The following is an 18,866-nucleotide window of genomic DNA, read 5'->3' on the forward strand; positions in this document are numbered from 1 at the left end:
ATGCACAACATGAAAGCCGAGACCCAAGGCCTGTGGCTCGGTCTGTTGGGCGTGGCGATCTTTGCACTCACCCTGCCCATGACGCGACTGGCCACCGGCACGGTGGACGCTCCCCAGCTGTCGCCCTGGTTTGTCACGTTCGGCCGCGCTGCGCTGGCAGGCGGTTTGTCTGCGGCTTATCTGTTGGCCGTGCGTGCACCCTGGCCGCAAACGGCGCAGCGCAATTCACTGTGGCTCTCATTGGCAGGCAACGCCATCGGCTATCCCTTGCTGCTGGGCTGGGCGTTGCGGCACGTCACGGCCAGCCACGCGGCGGTCATCACCGCCTTGCTGCCGCTGGCCACCGCTGCGGCAGCGGCCTGGCTCATGGACCAGCGGGCGCGGCTGGGCTTTTGGGTGTTTGCCGGTTTGGGCAGCGCGCTGGTGGCGGTCTACAGCGTGCTGCGAGCAGCCCAAATGGGGCACGGCGTGGGGCACGGCTTTGGCCTGACCTGGGCCGATACCCTGCTGCTGGGCGCGGTGGTGGCTGCCTCGCTCGGTTATGTGGCCGGGGCCAAAGTCACGGCCAGCCTAGGCGCTGAAAAAGTCATCAGCTGGGTCTGCGTGATGGCGCTGCCCATCACCCTGCCGGGTGCCTGGCTCACCTGGCCCGAACACGCCATTGCCCTGTCATCGTGGCTGGCCCTGCTTTACGTGGGGGTGTTTTCGATGTGGGCGGGCTTTTTCGCTTGGTTTCGCGGCCTGTCGATGGGCGGCCCCTTGCGCGTGAGCCAGACGCAATTGCTGCAACCTTTTATTTCCATCCTGGCCGCCATCCCTTTGCTGGGAGAATCGCTGGATGCAATGACGCTGGGCTTTGCCCTGCTGGTGGTGCTGACCGTCTTCATGGGTCGGCGCATGGCCAGCCCCACAGCCGCCCCAACAACCACAGTCTCAAGGAGCACAACATGAACTGGAAACTGGCCCAACGTGCCGAAAAAATGAACCCCTCGGTGATCCGCGAGATCCTGAAAGTCACTGAAAAGCCCGGCATCATCAGCTTTGCGGGCGGCCTGCCCTCGCCGCAGACTTTCCCGATCGACGCCATGCGCGAAGCCAGCGAGCGTGTGCTGAAAGACGACGGCAAAGCCGCCTTGCAATACGCCGCCAGCGAAGGCTATGCGCCGCTGCGCGAATGGGTCGCGCAAGACCTGCTCAAACAAGGCATGAACGTCAGCCCCGACCAGGTACTGATCACCACCGGCAGCCAGCAAGGCCTGGACCTGCTGGCCAAAATTTTGATCGACGCGGGCAGCCGCATTTTGGTCGAGACCCCCACCTATCTGGGCGCGCTGCAGGCCTTCACCCCGATGGAGCCAGTGGCCGTGGGTGTTAACAGCGACGACCATGGCGTGGACCCGGCCGACCTGCGCGCGAAAGTGGGCACTGGCGCTGACAAAGCCCGCTTTGTGTATCTGCTGCCCAACTTCCAGAACCCCACCGGCCGCACCATGACCGAAGAGCGCCGCGCCGCCGTGGCGCAGGTGGCCGTCGAGTCTGGCCTGCCCATCATCGAAGACAACCCCTACGGCGACCTCTGGTTTGACGCGCCGCCAGCGCCCTCACTCAGCTCGCGCCACCCTGAAGGCAGCGTTTACCTGGGTTCGTTCTCAAAAATTTTGGCCCCCGGCCTGCGCCTGGGTTATTTGGTCGCGCCCAAGGCCCTGTACCCCAAACTGCTGCAAGCCAAGCAAGCGGCCGACCTGCACACCCCCAGCTTCAACCAGCGCGTGGTGGCCGAAGTGCTCAAGGACGGCTTCATCGACCGCCATGTGCCCACCATCCGGGCGCTCTACAAGCAGCAATGCGAGGCCATGCTGGCCGCGATGGACCGCGAAATGGCAGGCCTGGGCCTGAGCTGGAACCGTCCAGTGGGCGGCATGTTCCTGTGGGTGCAACTGCCCCAGGGCCTCAAAGCGATTCCGTTGTTGGCCAAGGCGGTGGACAAAGGCGTGGCCTTTGTGCCTGGCTCGGCGTTTTACGCCGGGGCCGCCAACGAAAGCACGCTGCGCCTGTCGTTTGTGACCGCCACAGTGGATCAGATCAACACCGGCATGGCCGCGCTAGCTGAGGCGATCAGAGAATCCTTGGCAAAGCACTAACCATGCTCAAAGTTTGGGGGCGCATCAGCTCCATCAATGTGAGAAAAGTGGTGCTGTGCGCACAAATGCTGAACATCCCGTTTCAGCGCATTGATGCCGGCTTAAGTTTTGGTGTGGTCCAAACACCGGACTATTTGATGCTGAACCCCAACGCCATGGTGCCCACCATCCAAGATGGTGCCTACACACTGTGGGAGTCCAACGCGATCGTGCGCTACCTTTGCGCACGGGAAAACCGGCTCTACCCTTCTGACTTGCACACCCGCTTCACGGCAGAGCAATGGATGGACTGGCAACAGACCAACCTCAATCGCGCCAGCGGGACGGCATTTGTGCAGTGGATTCGAACACCCGAAGCGCAACGCGACCACGCCCTGATTGCCCAATCGGTCGCAGCCACAGAGCCCTTGCTGGACTTGCTCGATCAAAGACTGCAAAAGCAAGCTTTTGTTGCAGGTGAGCAAATGAGCATGGCTGACCTGCCCATCGCGTGCGAAGTGCACCGCTGGTGGGGCCTGCCGCAAAACCGTCCCCATTGGCCACATTTGGAACGCTGGTACGCACACATGCGCAAGCATCCTGGCTCTGCGGGGGTATTGGATCTACCGTTGTCCTGAAAGCCTTCTGAACCATGAAAACCCGCACCTTCCAACAAGTCGACGTCTTCACCGACACGGCCTTTCTGGGCAACCCGCTCGCCGTGGTGCTGGATGGCGAGGGCCTGAGCGACGCGCAGATGCAGGCCTTTGCCCGTTGGACGCAGCTGAGCGAGACCACCTTTGTGCTGCAGCCCACGCCCGAAGGGGCCGCTGGCGGTGCCGACTACCGGGTGCGCATCTTCACGCCCGGCGCTGAGCTGCCGTTTGCAGGCCACCCCACGCTGGGCACGGCCCACGCATGGCTGAGCGCAGGCGGCCAGCCCCGGCAAAGCGGCCAATTGGTGCAGGAATGCGGTGTCGGTCTGGTCAGCTTGAAATCGGTCGACGGCCGCTGGGCATTTGCAGCGCCCCCCTTGCAACGCCAAACACCCGCGCCAGCCCTGCTGGCCGAGGTGCTGGTGGCGTTGGGGCTGCACGCCGACGAGGTGCTGGCCGCGCAAGACCTGAACAACGGCCCGCACTGGCTGGGCCTGTTGATCGACTCGGTGGACAGCCTGCTCGCGCTGGAACCTGACCACGCGGCGCTCAAGCGCCTGAACACCAAGGTCGGCGTGGCGGCCAAGCGTGAGGGCAACGCCAGCAGCTTGGACAACAACTTGGCCGATGGCCTGATCCGCCGCGCCAACCGCGAGGCCCGGGCCTTTGCCGCTTCAACCCGCGTCGCCAACGACCCGACCGACTTGGAAGTGCGCGCCTTTGCCGCCCCGGTGGGCGTGGCCGAGGACCCGGTCACCGGTAGCCTGAACGCGTCGCTCGCACAGTGGCTGATGGCCGAAGGCCACATGCCTGGCAGCTACAGCGCCCGCCAGGGCACGGTGCTGGGCCGTGCCGGTCAGGTGTTTTTGTCACAAGACGCACAAGGCCAGGTCTGGGTCGGCGGCGATGTGGTGGGCTGTGTTCAAGGCCTTGTCACGCTCTGATTTGCACTTGACCCTGGAAAAACCATGACCCACCTGCCCACGCTTTCAGACATCGAAGCCGCCACCCGGACGGTGTACGCGGCCTTTGGCCCCACACCGCAATACCGCTGGGCCACGCTCAGTCAACGGCTGGGCACCGATTGCTGGGTCAAGCACGAGAACCACACACCGGTCGGGGCGTTCAAGGTCCGAGGCGGCTTGACCTATTTTGAGCACCTGCGCAGCACCCAGCGTTTGCCCCAAGAAGTCATCAGCGCCACCCGGGGCAACCATGGCCAAAGCATTGCCTACGCCGCCGCACGGCACGGGGTTGCTTGCACCATCGTGGTCCCCCGCGGGAACTCCAGCGAAAAGAACACCGCCATGCGGGCTCTGGGCGCTCGTTTGGTGGAGCACGGTGACGATTTTCAGGACGCCCGCGAACACGCCCAAGCCTTGGCTGTGGCGCGCGGTGCCCACATGGTGCCCAGCTACCACCCGGCTCTGGTGGTGGGCGTTGCGACCGCATGGCTCGAGTTTTTGCGCGAAGTCCCATCGCTGGACGTGCTGTATGTGCCGATTGGGCTGGGTTCTGGCGCCTGCGCCGCATTGGCGGCCAAACAGGCCTTGGGGCACGCCGTCAAAGTGGTGGGGGTCGTGAGCGCCCATGCCACCACCTACGCCGACTCGATGGCGGCGGGTTGCGTGGTGGAAGCCCCGGTCAGCACCGTGCTGGCCGATGGCATGGCCGTGCGCCGCGCTGACCCGCAAGCGCTGGCCATCCTGCAAGCGGGATTGGACCGCGTGGTGCAAGTCAATGACGCACAAATTGCACAGGCCATGCGCGACCTGTACACCGACACGCACAACCTGGCCGAAGGTACGGGCGCCGCCAGCTTTGCTGCAGCCTGGGCAGACAAAGAGCAACTCAAGGGCCTGAAGGTCGGCACCACACTGTGTGGCGGGAATGTTGACTCTGACATTTTTGGCGACGTGTTGAGCAAGCGCTTCTGAGGTCTGCGGATCGGCCAACGGCAGACCCCAACCGATATCCCCGTCGCTCTTGGGACAAAGCTGGCAGACCCCTGCGAACAAAATGCCTTGTCATGGGAACACTCTATTTGGTCCGCCACGGACAAGCCTCTTTCGGGGCCGACGACTACGATCAACTCAGCGCTTTAGGCCGCCAGCAGGCGGTGCGCCTGGGCGAGTATTTGCGCCCCAAGCTGCAGGACAAACCGCTCGAAGCGGTACTCATGGGCAGCCTGAAGCGTCACCGCCAAACCTGGGAAGGCATTGCCGAAGGCGCGGGGCTGCCGCACACCCCGTCGGTGTGGCCCGGTCTGAACGAATACGACAGCCACGCGCTGATCGAGTCCATCCACCCCGAACCCCTGGCCAAGCCCGACACGCCAGAGCTGTACCGCCACCACTTTCGCCTGCTGCGCGACGCCCTGCAGGCCTGGATGGCCGGGCGCACCCAGCCGCAGGGCATGCCCAGCTATGCCGACTTTGTGGGTGGCATCGAAGCCGCGCTTGACCATGTGCGGCAATCACACACCGGAGACGTGATGATCGTCTCCAGCGGCGGCCCCATCTCGACCGCCGTAGGCCGCGTGCTGGGCACCCCACCCGAGACCACCATCGAGCTGAACCTGCGCATCCGCAACACGGCGCTCACCGAGTTCGTGTTCAACCCCAAGCGCCACATGCTGCTGACCTACAACACGCTACCGCACCTGGAAAGCCAAGAACACCAAGGCTGGATCACCTTCGCCTGAAATACAAGCCGTTGACCAACGCGTACATTCCCTAAGCGATTGCACTGCTAATTGCAGGCAAAATAAAGGGCATGAATTGTTCGCCCGCCTGGATGGCCCTCAAGTCTCTTGAGGGCGGCATCCAGCTCACCACCACCCAGCCCGCCGATGCAGATCGGCTTGCTGGAGAACTGTCGGCGCAGCTGCAGGTATGGCGTCTTCATGACGCAGTTCAAACACTGGTCGTACCGATTGAAAATGGTCAGATGGCGCTGATTTGCAGCTTGCGACCTGAATGTCGTGCGCGCTGGATGCCTGATCACGACACGCTGGCGTTGCAGGAAAAATTAGGGCCTGCGGCAGGAAAGGATCTGCATTGGCTCCTCGAACGTGAGATTTGCGTCGCCTTGTTGGGTTCACCCCACCGCTTCAGTTTCACCAGTCTGGCGTCACTGGCTTCGCACATACGGGTTCGCCGCAACATGGCACTGGCCGCCAGAAAAACAGCACTCGCCTTCAAAACCGAAGCGGCCGAGCGACCGGAAGCCGACTGGCACTACGAAGAAGAGCCGGGATTCATCCTGAACCCCGGGCGCTCACTGATCGACGCCTTGATTGCGGCCACACAACCCGAAGTCACAGGCAAGCTGTATGACTTTTCCTGTTACCGTGCCACCGAATACGTGATCTTGCTGGGCATTGCGCAGGAAGTTCAGGCGCACCACCCCGGACTGCTCCGGGACTTGCAACAGCTCAACGAACGCCATGCCATCCGTTCCGGCCAGTTTCACGATGTTTTCCTGATCGAATACGGCAGCATGGAAGCCCCCTTGCCCGCCCGTTTTTATGTGCCGGGGGACCGGTTGTGGTTTCGCAACCCCGATGAGCGCTCGTCCGATGTCACGGGTTACGAGGGTTCCTGGGTCATGTACATGGGCGGTGGTTTGTTCAGCAACTTCTGGAAACGGGACACGCCCTTCACCCTCGAGTCGAAAGCCATCGAAATTTTCCATTGGAAAGACGGCGTGTACACAGACGACCAAGGGGCGTTGCAAATGGACGAGTCGGTGGTCGAGCGCCATGTGGCGCAAACCCAAGCCGACCCCGAGGCCAGAGCCCAGGTGCTCGAACGCATGCTGCGCATGCGCGACCCCAAAGGGGTTTACGCGCAAGGTGGGTGCATTGACACAACACGCGAATACCCCAAAAGCGTGAGCCGCGACCACTGCGAGCTGGTGCTGCCCAGGCTCTGAAAGCCGGCGCGGCTTAGCCGACCTGATCGCGCAAAGTGTCCGGCGGCAGCCGGTCGATCTCACCGAGCAGCTGCGCCAGCGCCCGGCCTGAGGCGTCCAGCAAGGCTTGGCCTTTTTCCACCGTCGCGGCCGCCGCATTGCCCGCAGCGCCATGGCAGTTGTAATCCTGCATTTGCCAGCCCAGCTTGGCGCTCTTGCCGTTGCCCAGGATTTCAAAGCGCTCGGCGCGGTCTTGAGAGGTCGAGCGGAAGTTCTGCGCCTGGCCCATGCGCACCATGCCCGGCCGCAGCGCCAGCATCATCGAAGTTTCGGTATCCCCAGCATGCACGCCAAAACGGTGCTCCTCCGGACTGAAAAGCGCATTCACATCGCCGCCCTGTGCATCGCGCAGCGGCAAATTGAACCAGCTCACGCTGTAGACCAGCATGCCCAGCCGGGCCCGCAGGTCCCGCGCCACGATGTCCATCACGCTGACCTGCCCACCATGCGCGTTGAGCAAGACCAGTTTCTTCACGCCACTGGCCGCCACCGACTCGCCGATGTCGGTCCACAAGCGGATCACGGTCTCGGCTTTGAGCGTCAAAGTACCGGCAAAACGGGCATGCTCGGGGCTCAGGCCCACCGTTTGGGTGGGCAAAAACAAAACCGGCACATCGGCTGGCAAGTGCTGCAGACAAGCGGCCACCACCCCGTTGACCAAGTCTGTGTCCACCGACAGCGGCAGGTGAGGGCCATGCTGCTCGGTGGCGGCCACCGGCAGCACGGCGATCGCCCGCTCCAGCGGCAGCGCCTGAAAATCGGTGGTGCTCCAGTCGGCCCAAAAACGCGAAGGGTTTTGCATGGGGGGCATCTTAATGGAGCCGGGGCGTGTACAGTGCCTTTCGCAAAGGGGCCCAACTGGGCGTTCGGGGCAAACAAGAAGGATTGGCGTGAAAGTTTCTGTGTTTTACCGTGGCCGTGCCACCGTTCAGGCCTGGGTGGCTGGGCTGGGTTTGTTCGCCCTCATGTCCTTGGCGTCCATGACCTGCCAGGCACAAACAGGCACACTTTTCTCTTCCAAGACAGCGGCTTCCAACGCACCGGGCACCGCCGCTTTGTTGGCCAGCGCTAGCCCTGTGGTCAGCACCGAGCAAGTGCGGGCCGAATTGCTGGCGCATGCCCCCCAAGGCATTCAGGCCGGGCAAACCTTCTGGCTGGGCCTGCAGATCGAGCACCAGCCGCATTGGCACACCTACTGGCAAAACCCGGGCGACTCGGGCTTGCCCACCCGGCTGCAATGGCAGCTGCCCGCAGGCTTGCAGGCAGGGGACATCGCCTGGCCCCTGCCCCACAAAATCCCGATCGGCACGCTGGCCAACTACGGCTACGAAGACCGCCTCTTGCTGGCCGTGCCGGTCACCGTGGCAGCCGGATTCCAGTTCCCGGCCAAGGGCGGCTTGCTGCTCCAGTTGCAAGCCGAGTGGCTGGTGTGCCGCCAGGAATGCATCCCGCAAGAAGGGCGCTTCACCCTGAACTTGGCCTCTGCCGCGCCGCAAAATGCGCACACGGCTTTGTTTGATGCCGCCCAAAAACTCAGCCCACAGGCTCTGCCGCAGATGCAACAAGGTGGCAGCTGGATCACGGGGGGACAAAGCCAGGTGTCGGACGACGGCCAACAACTGAGCTTGCGCGTGCACGGCCTGCCCGGCAGCTGGCGCGGCCAGACGCTCAGCGCCTTCCCGGTCACGGCCAGCGTGGTGCACAACGCCGCCGTGCAAGGCAAAGACTGGACGCAAAACTGGCAAGGCGCGGTCTGGACAGCCCAAATCCCGGTGTCTCAAGAGCGCGGCGACAGTCCCCAAACCATGCGCTGGGTGATCGCGTCCGGGCCGGAGTCTGCACCGAAAGCCCCAGCTTTTGACATCGAAACGCCCGTGCAAGGCACTTGGCCCGCGCTGACACCCACCGCACCCGCCGAGATTTCGCCGGCCCTTGCCAAGGCCCTGGCCGAGAACGCCCGCGCTGCGGAAAAGCCGGTGACCGCGACCACCACCGCCTTGGGCCTGACGCTGGCCATTTTGGGCGCACTGCTGGGCGGTTTGCTGCTCAACCTCATGCCCTGCGTGTTCCCGGTGCTGGCCATCAAGGTGCTGGGCTTTGCCCAAGCCGAGACCTCGCAGGCCCAACACCGCAGAGCCGGACTGGCCTACACGGCGGGTGTGGTCATCTCTTTCGTACTGCTGGGCGGCCTGATGCTGGCCCTGCGGGCTGCGGGCGAACAACTGGGCTGGGGCTTTCAGCTGCAGTCGCCGCCTGTGGTGGCCGGATTGGCGCTCTTGTTCACCCTGCTGGGCCTGAACCTGGCCGGTGTTTTCGAGTTTGGGCAGATGCTGCCCAGCAGCCTGGCCACACTGCAAAGCAAGCACTCCACGGTGAACGCCGGTTTATCAGGCGTGCTGGCCGTGGCTGTGGCCTCGCCCTGCACCGCACCCTTCATGGGCGCGTCGCTGGGCCTGGCGATTGCGTTGCCCGTTTGGCAAGCGCTCAGCGTGTTTGCTGCCATGGGGGTGGGCATGGCCTTGCCGTATATGGCGGCCAGCTGGTGGCCCGGCATCGCCCGCGCCCTGCCTCGCCCCGGGCCTTGGATGGTGACCTTCCGTCAGGCCATGGCGTTCCCGATGTTCGCCACTGTCATCTGGTTGCTGTGGGTGCTGGGGCAGCAAACCGGCGTTGACGGGGCCAGCGGCCTGCTGGCTTTGCTGCTCACGGTGGCCTGGCTGGCCTGGGCGCTGGGTCTGGCGGGCCGCACACGCTGGGTCATGAGTGGCCTGGCCCTGGTCACTTTGCTGTGGCTGGGTCGCAGCTGGCTTCCTGTGGCTTTGCGCGAAGCACCCGCCGTCAGCTCAGCCAGCAGCGCCAGCGACCCTGGCGCCTCCGGCCAGCCTTTGTGGCAAGCCTGGTCGGCCACAGGTGTGCAGACCCAACTGAGCGCCGGTCGCCCGGTGTTTGTCGACTTCACTGCGGCCTGGTGCGTCACCTGCCAGTACAACAAGAAAACCACCTTGGCCGATCCCCAAGTGCTGGCCGACTTGACGGCCCGCCAAGTGGTGCTGATGCGGGCCGACTGGACGCGGCGCGACCCGGCCATCACCCAAGCTCTCACGGCGTTGGGCCGCAGCGGCGTGCCGGTCTACGCCCTGTATGCACCGGGCCGTGCGCCCCTGCTCTTGTCTGAACTGCCCAGTGTGGGCGAAGTACAAACAGCCTTGCGGGCGCTCCCAGCCCCTTGATCCAGACCGCCGCTCGCGTGGGTGCGAACCCCTGCTCGCGGAGGGTCGATGTGCCCACGCCGGTACTCGGTCACAGGATCGACCTCCCATCGCGACAGGCAGGCCGATCCTGTGAGAGGGGTAAGCCCATGCGCTCGAAGAACGCAGTCAGGGTGGGCCAAAAGCCCCGGCCCGGCCTGCGACAATGGCCGCCTTGACTTCGGGTTTTGCCATGACCTCCAACACCTCCGCCGCGTTATCGGGGTTCGCCCCCCTGCAAAACGACACCTTCCTGCGCGCCTGCCTGCGCCAGGCCACCGACCACACCCCCGTCTGGCTCATGCGACAGGCCGGGCGCTACCTGCCCGAATACTGCGCCACCCGCGCCAAGGCCGGTAGCTTCATGGGCCTGGCCACCAACGTCGACTACGCCACCGAAGTGACGCTGCAGCCCCTCGATCGTTACCCGCTCGACGCCTCGATTTTGTTCAGCGACATCCTCACCGTGCCCGACGCCATGGGCCTGGGCCTGTCTTTTGCCCAGGGCGAAGGCCCGCGCTTTGCCAAGAATGTGCGCGACGAAGCGGCTGTGGCAGAACTCGCCGTGCCCGACATGAACAAGCTGCGCTACGTGTTCGACGCCGTCACCTCCATCCGCAAGGCGCTGAACGGCCGCGTGCCGCTGATCGGCTTTTCCGGCAGCCCCTGGACGCTGGCCTGCTACATGGTCGAGGGCGCTGGCTCGGACGACTACCGCCACGTCAAGACCTTGATGTACAGCCGCCCCGATTTGATGCACCGCATTCTGGAAATCAACGCCGAAGCCGTAGCCCTGTACCTGAACACCCAGATCGAAGCGGGCGCTCAGGCCGTCATGGTCTTTGACAGCTGGGGCGGCGTGCTGGCCGATGGGGCTTTTCAGCAGTTCAGCCTGGCCTACACCGCCCGCGTGCTCTCGCAATTGAAGACCGAGCACAACGGCCAGCGCATCCCCAGCATCGTGTTCACCAAAGGCGGCGGCTTATGGCTGCCCGAGATGGCGGGCCTGAACTGCGATGTGCTGGGTCTGGACTGGACCATGAACCTGGGCCGCGCCCGTGCCTTGGTGGGCGGGCAAGTGGGCGGCCCCGGCAAGGCGTTGCAAGGCAACATCGACCCCAACATTTTGTTTGCACCGCCCGAGCAGATCGCCACCGAAGTGCACCGCGTGCTCGACAGCTTTGGTACGCCGCACACCGACACCACGCAAACCGGCCCTACGCACATCTTCAACCTGGGTCACGGCATCAGCCAATACACCCCGCCAGAGCATGTGACGGCGTTGGTCGAGGCGGTGCACAGCCATTCACGACAATTGCGCACGACGGCTTGAAAACCAAAGGCTGGCGCTAGCAGAAAAAAGCCCCCCAAGCCGCAGTTTTTCACAAAAAAATCGTCACTGCACGCTTGACTTATGCACAAAATCAAGGCGAACACCTTTTGTGAATTATTGAAAACCATGCCAGTCGCACGCCCTGCACAAAATCTCTAAGTGCTTGATTTATATAGATTATTTTTTTCTGCCCATCTGGTGAGCAATCTAACAAAAGCCTTGATTTTCAAGGGCTTCGAGGCCTTGACGACAAGTTCTCAACAAAGTTATCCACAGATTTTTGGGATGACGTTCAAAGCACTTCAAAATCAAGCACTTAGGCCAGATTTCAAGACTTCACCTAATCCTCAAAACTCGCCAAACCATCAAAAACAGGATTCCTTTGACCACCCCATCCTGGATTGAGATCGCCGTTCAGACCCCTGCCCACAGCCAAGTGGGTGGACTGCTGAGCTACCGCAGCACTCGCGCGCTAACGCCCGGGCAACTGGTCAGGGTGCCGCTCGGGCAACGGGACGTGCTGGGCGTGGTGTGGTCGGTCTCCGAGACAGCGCCCGACAACATCCCCCTTTCGGCGGTGCGCGAAGTCACCGCCGTGCTCGAAGGCCTGGCCCCATTGGATGACGCATGGCGGCAGCTGGTGCAGTTCTCGGCCCAGTATTACCAGCGCTCGTTGGGCGAAGTCGCCCTGTCGGCCCTGCCGCCCCAGCTGCGCGATCTGACCGCCGAACAACTGGCGCGACGACTGAAAAAACAAAACACCGAACGCACGGTGCAAACCACGCCCGGCCCAGCCCTCTCACCCGAACAAAGCGCCGTACTGGAGCAGATGGCCCAAGGCACCGGGCCGTTTTTGCTGTTTGGCAGCACCGGCAGCGGCAAGACCGAGGTGTATTTGCAGGCCGTGGAGCGCATGCTGGCGGCCAACCCGCAGGCCCAGGCCCTGCTCATGGTGCCCGAGATCAACCTGACGCCCCAGCTCGAAGAGCGGGTGCAGGCGCGGTTTGGGGCCGAGGCCGTGGTGTCCATGCACAGCGGCATGACGCCCGCCCAACGCCTCAAAGGCTGGCTGGCGGCGCACGCGGGCCACGCCCGCATCGTGCTGGGCACGCGCATGGCCATTTTTGCGTCCATGCCGCACCTTCAACTCATCGTGGTCGACGAAGAACACGACCCCAGCTACAAGCAGCAAGAAGGCGCACGCTACTCGGCGCGCGATCTGGCGGTGTACCGGGGTCGCCTGCACAAAGCCCCCGTGCTGCTGGCCTCGGCCACCCCGTCGCTGGAGAGCTGGCACCACAGCCGCCCGGCCGAGGAAGGCGGGCGCTATGTCCGTTTGCACATGCCGTCCCGGATTGGCACCGGCCTGCTGCCCAAGGTGCGCCGGGTGGACATGAACAAACAACCCCGCCGCACCGTGCTGTCAGCCCCCTTGGTGGCCGCCTTGCAAGAACGGGTGGAGCGCGGTGAGCAATGCATGCTGCTGCTCAACCGCCGCGGCTACGCCCCGGTGCTGCACTGCGCTGACTGCGGCTGGAAAAGTGAATGCAAACACTGCAGCGCGTTCCGGGTGTTCCACAAAATCGACCGCACCCTGCGCTGCCACCACTGCGGCTTGACCGAGCGGGTGCCCCGCGCCTGCCCCGAGTGCGGCAATGCCGACATCGCCCCCATTGGCCGGGGCACAGAGCAACTGGAAGAACACCTGGGCGAACTGCTGGCGCATGTGTTGCGCCCCGACGGCACGCCCGTGCGCATCGCCCGCATCGACGCCGACACCACGCGGCTGAAAGGCGCGCTGGAAAGCCAGCTGGCCCAGGTGCACTCGGGCGAGGTGGACATTTTGGTGGGCACGCAAATGATCGCCAAGGGACACGACTTTCGGCGCATCACCCTGGTGGCGGCCGTCAACCCCGACACGGCGCTGTTTTCAAGCGACTTTCGCGCACCCGAACGGCTGTTTGCCCTGCTCATGCAAGCGGCTGGCCGGGCCGGCCGCGACGCCGCCCAAAGCGCCACCAGCGAAATGTGGGTGCAAACCTTTCACCCCCAGCACGCCTTGTTTGAGGCGCTCAAAAAGCACGACTACCCGGCCTTTGCCGCCAGCGAACTGGCCGAGCGCACCGCCGCCGACCTGCCGCCCATCAGCCACCAGGCGCTGCTGCGCGCCGACGCCCGCACCCAGGACGCCGCCCAGGCGCTGCTGAACGCCGCCCGCGAAACATTGGAGGCGCAACTGAGCGCCGACCCGGCAACAGCCGATCTGGTCATGCAAGTGAGCGTGTACCCCGCCGTGCCCATGAGCATGCAGCGCGTGGCCGATGTGGAACGCGCCCAAATGCTGCTCGAAAGCCCCAGCCGCATGGCCCTGCAAAAAATGCTCTGGCACCTGCACGGCGTGCTGCACCAAGTGCGCAGCCAGCCCGAGCACAAAGGCGTGATCCGCTGGCTCGTCGATGTGGACCCGCAGGCGATCTGAACCGCGTCACACAAGCACGCCCCACCCGAGCCTTCAGGTCGGCGCGCTGCAAGCATTCGGCCACAGTGGCAGCCCGCTGCAACAGCCGCTGCACAGCAGACCCCGACAAAACCCTGATCTCAGGCCTTGAGCAACGCCACCGCGCCCGAAAACGTCAAAAATGCCACCGCCGTGGTGACCAAAATGATGCGCGCAATCCGCCCGTTGTCGGCCCCCAAACGCTCGGCCAGCAGGGACACATTGCTGGCACTGGGCAAAGCGGCCACCAACACCATCACCTGCAAAGCCAATGGCTCGATCAGCACGCCCCAAGCCATGGCCGTCAAGCCCGCCAGCAGCACCAGCACCGGGTGAAGCACCAACTTGAGCAGTGAAATAGGCAAGTAATCGACCGTGCGCAAAGGGCCATCCGGACGTTCATGCGCCAGCATTTGCGAACGGGCCAGCACCGCACCAATCGTGAACAAGGCCACAGGCGACGCGGCATCGGCCAGCAAACCCACGGTTTTGTTCACCGGGCCCATCAACGCCAGGTTCCAAAACGAAAACGCCGCCCCCAGACTGATGGCCCAAGGCATGGGGTTGCGCAGCACCCCGGCCAGCGCCTTGCGGGCCGCTACGGCCGCGCCGTGTTGCCCGGCCGCGTCCATGCGCGACAAAGCCACGCACAGCGACGAGGTGATCACCAAGTCCACCACGATGGTCACGATGGCCGGCCCCACCGCCTGCGGCCCCAGCAAAGCCACCAACAAGGGCACGCCCATGAAACCGGTGTTGGGAAACGCCGCCACCAGCGCCCCCAAAGACGCATCATTCCAGCGGATGCGCTCATTCAGGCTGATGGCGATGCTGAACGCCACCATCAGCAAGGCGCAAAACAAATACGTGAAAAACACCCCGGCATCGAGCAACTGCGCAATGGGCGTGTCGGCCCCGAAACGAAAAAGCATGCACGGCAGCGCAAAGAACAGCACAAAACCATTCAGGCCGGGAATGGCCTCCAGGGGCAAAAACTTCCACCGGGCCGCAGCGTAGCCACACAAGACCAGGGCGAAAAAGGGAAAGGTGACACGCAGTATTTCAAGCATGCGCCGATTGTCGGGGTAAACCAGTAGATGCCCAGCCGCACGCAGTCGCTGAGCCGACAAACTGAATCACCCGGTGTTTCGTGGCGGCTGCTTGCTGGAAGTTGAGCCATCGGCTGCGGCAAACCGCTATCATGGCCCGCTTTGCCCGCCCCACGCCCTCCACCATGTCAGCCGGACTCAACAACGCCCAACTCGAAGCCGTGAACTATGTCTCCGGCCCCTGCCTGGTGCTGGCCGGCGCGGGTTCGGGCAAGACGCGAGTCATCACGCACAAGATCGGTCGCCTGATCGAAGCCGGGCTGGAGCCCAAGCGCATCGCGGCCATCACCTTCACCAACAAGGCCGCCGCCGAGATGCGCGAACGGGCCAAGCAGCTGATTGGCCGTGCCGCCAAGGATGTAACGGTCTGCACCTTTCACGCTTTGGGCGTGCGCATCATGCGCGAGGACGGCCATGTGCTGGGCCTGAAACCCCAGTTCAGCATCATGGACGCGGACGATGTGACCAGCATCTTGAAAGACTGTGGCGGCACCACCGATGCGGCCACGGCCCGCCAATGGCAATGGACCATCAGCCTGTGGAAGAACATGGGCCTGAACGCCGAGCAGGCCGCAGCGCAAGCACCCGACGACAACGCCCGGGTGATCGCCCGCATCATGGCGCTGTACCAAGAGCGCTTGACGGCCTACCAAAGCGTGGACTTTGACGACCTGATCGGCATGCCCCTGAAACTGCTGGCCGACTACCCCGAGGTGCGCGAGCGCTGGCAGGCCAAGATGGGCCATGTGCTGGTGGACGAATACCAGGACACCAACGCCACGCAATATGAAGTGCTGAAACACCTGGTGGGCGAGCGGGCCCGCTTCACGGCGGTGGGCGACGACGACCAGTCGATTTACGGCTGGCGCGGCGCGACGCTCGACAACCTCAAACGCTTGCCCGTGGACTTTCCAAATCTGAAAGTCATCAAGCTGGAGCAAAACTACCGCTCCACCAGCGCTATTCTGCGGGCCGCCAACAACGTGATCCAACCCAACCCCAAGCTGTTCCCCAAAACCCTGTTTTCAGAATTGGGTGAAGGGGAGCCGGTTCGGCTGGTCGAGGCCGTCAACGAAGAACACGAGGCCGACCGGGCCATCGCCCGCATCCAGTCGATCCGGGGCGGTCAGGTCAATCCGTCCAAGCACCGCGAGTTCAAGGACTTTGCGATCCTGTACCGGGCCAACCACATGGCCCGCCCCTTTGAGCAAGCTTTGCGCCGTGCCAACATCCCTTACAAAGTCTCTGGCGGGCAGAGCTTTTTTGACAAAGCCGAGATCAAGGACCTGTGCGCCTGGTTTCGCCTGTGGATCAACAACGACGACGACCCGGCATTTTTGCGCGCCATCACCAGCCCCAAACGCGGCATCGGCCACCAGACGCTGGGCCAGCTGGGCACCTTTGCCACGCAGTACAAGCTGAGCCTGTTTGAAGCCCTGTTTGCGGGCAGCCTGCCCAGCGCCGTGAACGCCCGGGCTGTGGCAGGCCTGCACGAGTTTGGCCGCTACATCAACGACCTGGAGCACCGCGCACGCCACACTTTGGGCAAAACGGACGCGCTGGCGTTTTTGCTGGAATGGCTCAAAGAGATTGGCTACGAGTCGCACTTGTACGACGGCGAGGACAACGAAAAAGTGGCCTCGGCCCGTTGGACCAACGTGCTGGAGTTTTGCGACTGGATGGCGGGGCGTTGCGGCGGCGAGATAGCGGATGCCACGGGGACGGACGCCACCGAAACCAAAAACCTGCTGGAGGTGGCGCAGACCATCTCGCTGATCTCCACCTTGAGCGAACGCGAAAAAGACCAGAACGTGGTCACGCTGTCGACCCTGCACGCCTCCAAGGGCCTGGAGTGGCCGCATGTGACCCTGGTGGGCGTGAACGAGGGCTTGCTGCCCTTCAAGTTGGGCGACGACGACACCACCGACGGGGCCAGCCAAGAGGGCATCTTGCTGCGCCTGCAGGAAGAGCGCCGCCTGATGTACGTGGGCATCACCCGCGCCCAGCGCAGCCTGGCCGTGAGCTGGACCAAGCGCCGCAAAAAAGGCCGTGAAACCGTGGCCGCCCTGCCCAGCCGTTTCATTGCCGAAATGCGGCTCGATGAAAACACCACCCGCGAAGACCCGCGTGAAAAACTCAAGGCGCTGCGGGCCGAATTTGCCCAACGGGCCGCCGATGCCGCGGCCGTCGCCAAGCCATGAGCCTGTCGTCCCGGCTTGCTTTGATGATGTGGGTCTGCTGTCTGGCCGGTACCGTGCTGGCCGCGCCCGCCACCTGCCCGGCGGTGACCGACATCAGCGCCGAGCAGTTGCAAGGCCAGTGGCTGGTGCAAGTGACCGGTCAGCCCCGCATGTGGCTGCTGCAACTGAGGCCGCACCCCGAACACAGCGGCAGCCTGCGCGGCGAACTCGACACCGGCACCGGGCGCTACCCGGTGGTGGCCGATCTGGACGAGGGTGAATTCACGCTAGAAGAAACGCACGATGGCCAGCGCATTGCAGCCACCTGGCTGGGCAGCGTATTGCAGGGCAGCTGCGGCCAAACCATCCAAGGCGAACGCCTGGCCCAACCTCACCCCACCAGCCCGTTTGTGATGCGCCGCAACCAGGCACGCTGAACACCCGGACTCAGACGGCCTGCGTGGATTCGCGCAAGACCAGCGTGGTCGGCAAGGTCGCCGATTCGGGCTTTTCGCCGGCCATGACGCGCAGCAGGCTGTCCACCAGTTGCACACCCGCCATGTGCATGGGCTGGCGCACGGTGGTCAGCGGCGGGAAGCTGTGGGCCGCAGGCTCCACATCGTCGTAACCCACCACGCTCACCTCTTCGGGCACACGGTAACCGCGATCCTTGAGCACCCCCATGGCCCCGATGGCGATCAGGTCACTGGCGGCCACCAGCGCATCAAAGTTCAGGCCATGCCGGTCCAGGTGCTGGCGCATGGCCTCTTGCGCATCCAGCGGGGCAAAGCTGGTCGAAATGCACAGCGCCGGATCGGCTTTGAGCCCGGCTTTGCGCAAGGCCTTGAGGTAACCGGCGTGGCGCTTTTCCGGTTCGGGCAAACTCTTGTCGCCCATGAACGCCACCCGCTTTCGACCCAGCGACAGCAAATGCTCGGTGGCCAGAATGCCCCCGCTGGTGTTGTCCGAGCCCACGCTGCAATACAGCTGCCCCGGCAACTGCGCGCCCCAGGCCACAAAAGGCAATCGCTGGCGCGCCAGTTCGTTCAATTGGTCATGGTGACCCCACTGGCCCACCACCACGATGCCGCCCACGCGGCCCGAGTCGTAAAGGGCCGAGATGCGGTCCAAGTGGTCGGCGTCGACCCGCGACAACAACAAGTCGTATTGCTTGTCGGTCAGCGCATCGGCCAAGCTGCCCAAAATGGCCAGAAAGAACGGGTCGGTGATGTTTTGCTTGTTGGCCGCATTGAACGGGATCACCACCCCGATGGTGGAGCTGTCGCCCTTGCGCAGGTTTTGTGCGCCCAGGTTGATCGTGTAATTGAGCGAGCGGGCCAGCTCGATGATGCGCAAACGGGTTTCTTCGTTGATGAGCGGACTGCCATTGAGTGCCCGCGACACCGTGGCGGTAGACACCCCAGCCAGACGGGCAATGTCCGCCATCTGAATTTTGCGCTTATCCGGTTCTGCCTTGGCCATTCATCTGTCCCATTCAAGTGCCGTGCATGGTAATTCAAAAAAAAGCCCCATCCCTTGCGGGCTGGGGCTTGAAGGTTTCCTTGGAAGAAACGTACTCAACAAAAAAACCGTCCGGTTCGCTCAATTCACAAACTGCTCAGACCCCACAATGCCCAGCTTGGTCAGCCCAATGCGCTGCGCACTGGCCATCACCCCCGCTGTCGCCTCGTATTTCGCCTTCGCATGCGAGCGGATGTGCAGCTCCGGCTGCGGCTGCATCGCCACCG

15 protein-coding genes are annotated in these 18,866 nt (G+C 63.6%); 12 read left to right on the top strand and 3 right to left on the bottom strand.

Going from position 1 to position 18,866, the window contains the following annotated elements; all coding sequences use genetic code 11:
• From B9Z47_RS15820 to B9Z47_RS15850, 7 genes are all read left to right on the top strand, one after another.
• Entirely contained in the window at positions 1 to 951 is a 951-nt protein-coding gene (locus B9Z47_RS15820) for a DMT family transporter (protein WP_108332179.1), read from the top strand.
• Positions 948 to 2,141: a PLP-dependent aminotransferase family protein gene (locus tag B9Z47_RS15825; RefSeq protein WP_108332180.1), complete on the top strand. Its 1,194-nt coding sequence runs from the start codon at positions 948 to 950 to the stop codon at positions 2,139 to 2,141. The genes B9Z47_RS15820 and B9Z47_RS15825 overlap by 4 nt, the downstream gene beginning before the upstream one ends.
• A gap of 2 nt (positions 2,142 to 2,143) precedes the next feature.
• Positions 2,144 to 2,758 carry a glutathione S-transferase family protein gene (locus B9Z47_RS15830; RefSeq protein ID WP_108332181.1) on the top strand — a complete coding sequence of 205 codons (615 nt, stop codon included), beginning with the start codon at positions 2,144 to 2,146 and terminating at the stop codon, positions 2,756 to 2,758.
• A gap of 14 nt (positions 2,759 to 2,772) precedes the next feature.
• Positions 2,773 to 3,720, top strand: coding sequence for a PhzF family phenazine biosynthesis protein (locus tag B9Z47_RS15835; protein ID WP_108332182.1), 948 nt, complete (start codon positions 2,773 to 2,775; stop codon positions 3,718 to 3,720).
• Positions 3,721 to 3,744: 24 nt separating this feature from the next.
• Entirely contained in the window at positions 3,745 to 4,713 is a 969-nt protein-coding gene (locus B9Z47_RS15840; RefSeq protein ID WP_108332183.1) for a threonine dehydratase, read from the top strand.
• A gap of 92 nt (positions 4,714 to 4,805) precedes the next feature.
• Positions 4,806 to 5,480 (top strand): histidine phosphatase family protein, encoded by a 675-nt coding sequence (locus B9Z47_RS15845; protein ID WP_108332184.1) that lies wholly within the window; start codon positions 4,806 to 4,808, stop codon positions 5,478 to 5,480.
• Positions 5,481 to 5,551: 71 nt separating this feature from the next.
• Positions 5,552 to 6,712 (top strand): hypothetical protein, encoded by a 1,161-nt coding sequence (locus B9Z47_RS15850; RefSeq protein ID WP_108332185.1) that lies wholly within the window; start codon positions 5,552 to 5,554, stop codon positions 6,710 to 6,712.
• A 13-nt stretch (positions 6,713 to 6,725) separates the two neighbouring features.
• Here B9Z47_RS15850 and B9Z47_RS15855 read toward each other — a convergent pair whose 3' ends face one another.
• Entirely contained in the window at positions 6,726 to 7,553 is an 828-nt protein-coding gene (locus tag B9Z47_RS15855; protein ID WP_108332198.1) for a creatininase family protein, read from the bottom strand.
• 163 nt (positions 7,554 to 7,716) lie between these two features.
• Here B9Z47_RS15855 and B9Z47_RS15860 point away from each other — a divergent pair, with 163 nt between their 5' ends.
• From B9Z47_RS15860 to priA, 3 genes are all read left to right on the top strand, one after another.
• Positions 7,717 to 9,981, top strand: a complete 2,265-nt coding sequence (locus B9Z47_RS15860) for a thioredoxin family protein (RefSeq protein WP_108332199.1) — start codon at positions 7,717 to 7,719, stop codon at positions 9,979 to 9,981.
• A 211-nt stretch (positions 9,982 to 10,192) separates the two neighbouring features.
• The gene (gene hemE, locus B9Z47_RS15865; RefSeq protein WP_108332200.1) at positions 10,193 to 11,332 is read left to right on the top strand and encodes a uroporphyrinogen decarboxylase; all 1,140 of its coding nucleotides are present in this window, start codon (positions 10,193 to 10,195) and stop codon (positions 11,330 to 11,332) included.
• 382 nt (positions 11,333 to 11,714) lie between these two features.
• Entirely contained in the window at positions 11,715 to 13,811 is a 2,097-nt protein-coding gene (gene priA / locus B9Z47_RS15870; RefSeq protein WP_108332186.1) for a primosomal protein N', read from the top strand.
• A 119-nt stretch (positions 13,812 to 13,930) separates the two neighbouring features.
• On the opposite strand, the gene B9Z47_RS15875 is transcribed toward priA, so the two are convergent.
• Positions 13,931 to 14,899 carry an AEC family transporter gene (locus B9Z47_RS15875; protein WP_108332187.1) on the bottom strand — a complete coding sequence of 323 codons (969 nt, stop codon included), beginning with the start codon at positions 14,897 to 14,899 and terminating at the stop codon, positions 13,931 to 13,933.
• Between the two features lie 164 nt (positions 14,900 to 15,063).
• Between B9Z47_RS15875 and B9Z47_RS15880 the strand changes: the two genes are divergently transcribed.
• Positions 15,064 to 17,139, top strand: a complete 2,076-nt coding sequence (locus B9Z47_RS15880; RefSeq protein ID WP_108332201.1) for an ATP-dependent helicase — start codon at positions 15,064 to 15,066, stop codon at positions 17,137 to 17,139.
• The gene (locus B9Z47_RS15885) at positions 17,136 to 17,555 is read left to right on the top strand and encodes a hypothetical protein (RefSeq protein WP_108332188.1); all 420 of its coding nucleotides are present in this window, start codon (positions 17,136 to 17,138) and stop codon (positions 17,553 to 17,555) included. Before B9Z47_RS15880 ends, B9Z47_RS15885 begins: the two co-directional genes overlap by 4 nt.
• A 10-nt stretch (positions 17,556 to 17,565) precedes the next feature.
• On the opposite strand, the gene B9Z47_RS15890 is transcribed toward B9Z47_RS15885, so the two are convergent.
• Complete coding sequence (locus tag B9Z47_RS15890) at positions 17,566 to 18,600, bottom strand: LacI family DNA-binding transcriptional regulator (protein WP_233253842.1); 1,035 nt, start codon at positions 18,598 to 18,600, stop codon at positions 17,566 to 17,568.
• Positions 18,601 to 18,866: the final 266 nt, after the last annotated feature.

The sequence above is a fragment of the Limnohabitans sp. 2KL-1 genome (genome assembly GCF_003063435.1).
In the GTDB taxonomy this organism is placed as follows: domain Bacteria; phylum Pseudomonadota; class Gammaproteobacteria; order Burkholderiales; family Burkholderiaceae_C; genus Limnohabitans_A.

What these genes read in the sequence shown, in the direction of transcription:
- B9Z47_RS15885 (WP_108332188.1), top strand. Translation starts at nt 17,136, where the DNA reads ATGAGCCTGTCGTCCCGGCTTGCTTTGATGATGTGGGTCTGCTGTCTG.
- B9Z47_RS15820 (WP_108332179.1), top strand. Translation starts at nt 1, where the DNA reads ATGCACAACATGAAAGCCGAGACCCAAGGCCTGTGGCTCGGTCTGTTG.
- B9Z47_RS15860 (WP_108332199.1), top strand. Translation starts at nt 7,717, where the DNA reads ATGTCCTTGGCGTCCATGACCTGCCAGGCACAAACAGGCACACTTTTC.
- B9Z47_RS15855 (WP_108332198.1), bottom strand. Translation starts at nt 7,553, where the DNA reads ATGCAAAACCCTTCGCGTTTTTGGGCCGACTGGAGCACCACCGATTTT.
- B9Z47_RS15830 (WP_108332181.1), top strand. Translation starts at nt 2,144, where the DNA reads ATGCTCAAAGTTTGGGGGCGCATCAGCTCCATCAATGTGAGAAAAGTG.
- B9Z47_RS15880 (WP_108332201.1), top strand. Translation starts at nt 15,064, where the DNA reads ATGTCAGCCGGACTCAACAACGCCCAACTCGAAGCCGTGAACTATGTC.
- B9Z47_RS15890 (WP_233253842.1), bottom strand. Translation starts at nt 18,600, where the DNA reads ATGGCCAAGGCAGAACCGGATAAGCGCAAAATTCAGATGGCGGACATT.
- hemE (WP_108332200.1), top strand. Translation starts at nt 10,193, where the DNA reads ATGACCTCCAACACCTCCGCCGCGTTATCGGGGTTCGCCCCCCTGCAA.
- B9Z47_RS15835 (WP_108332182.1), top strand. Translation starts at nt 2,773, where the DNA reads ATGAAAACCCGCACCTTCCAACAAGTCGACGTCTTCACCGACACGGCC.
- B9Z47_RS15875 (WP_108332187.1), bottom strand. Translation starts at nt 14,899, where the DNA reads ATGCTTGAAATACTGCGTGTCACCTTTCCCTTTTTCGCCCTGGTCTTG.
- B9Z47_RS15840 (WP_108332183.1), top strand. Translation starts at nt 3,745, where the DNA reads ATGACCCACCTGCCCACGCTTTCAGACATCGAAGCCGCCACCCGGACG.
- B9Z47_RS15850 (WP_108332185.1), top strand. Translation starts at nt 5,552, where the DNA reads ATGAATTGTTCGCCCGCCTGGATGGCCCTCAAGTCTCTTGAGGGCGGC.
- B9Z47_RS15825 (WP_108332180.1), top strand. Translation starts at nt 948, where the DNA reads ATGAACTGGAAACTGGCCCAACGTGCCGAAAAAATGAACCCCTCGGTG.
- B9Z47_RS15845 (WP_108332184.1), top strand. Translation starts at nt 4,806, where the DNA reads ATGGGAACACTCTATTTGGTCCGCCACGGACAAGCCTCTTTCGGGGCC.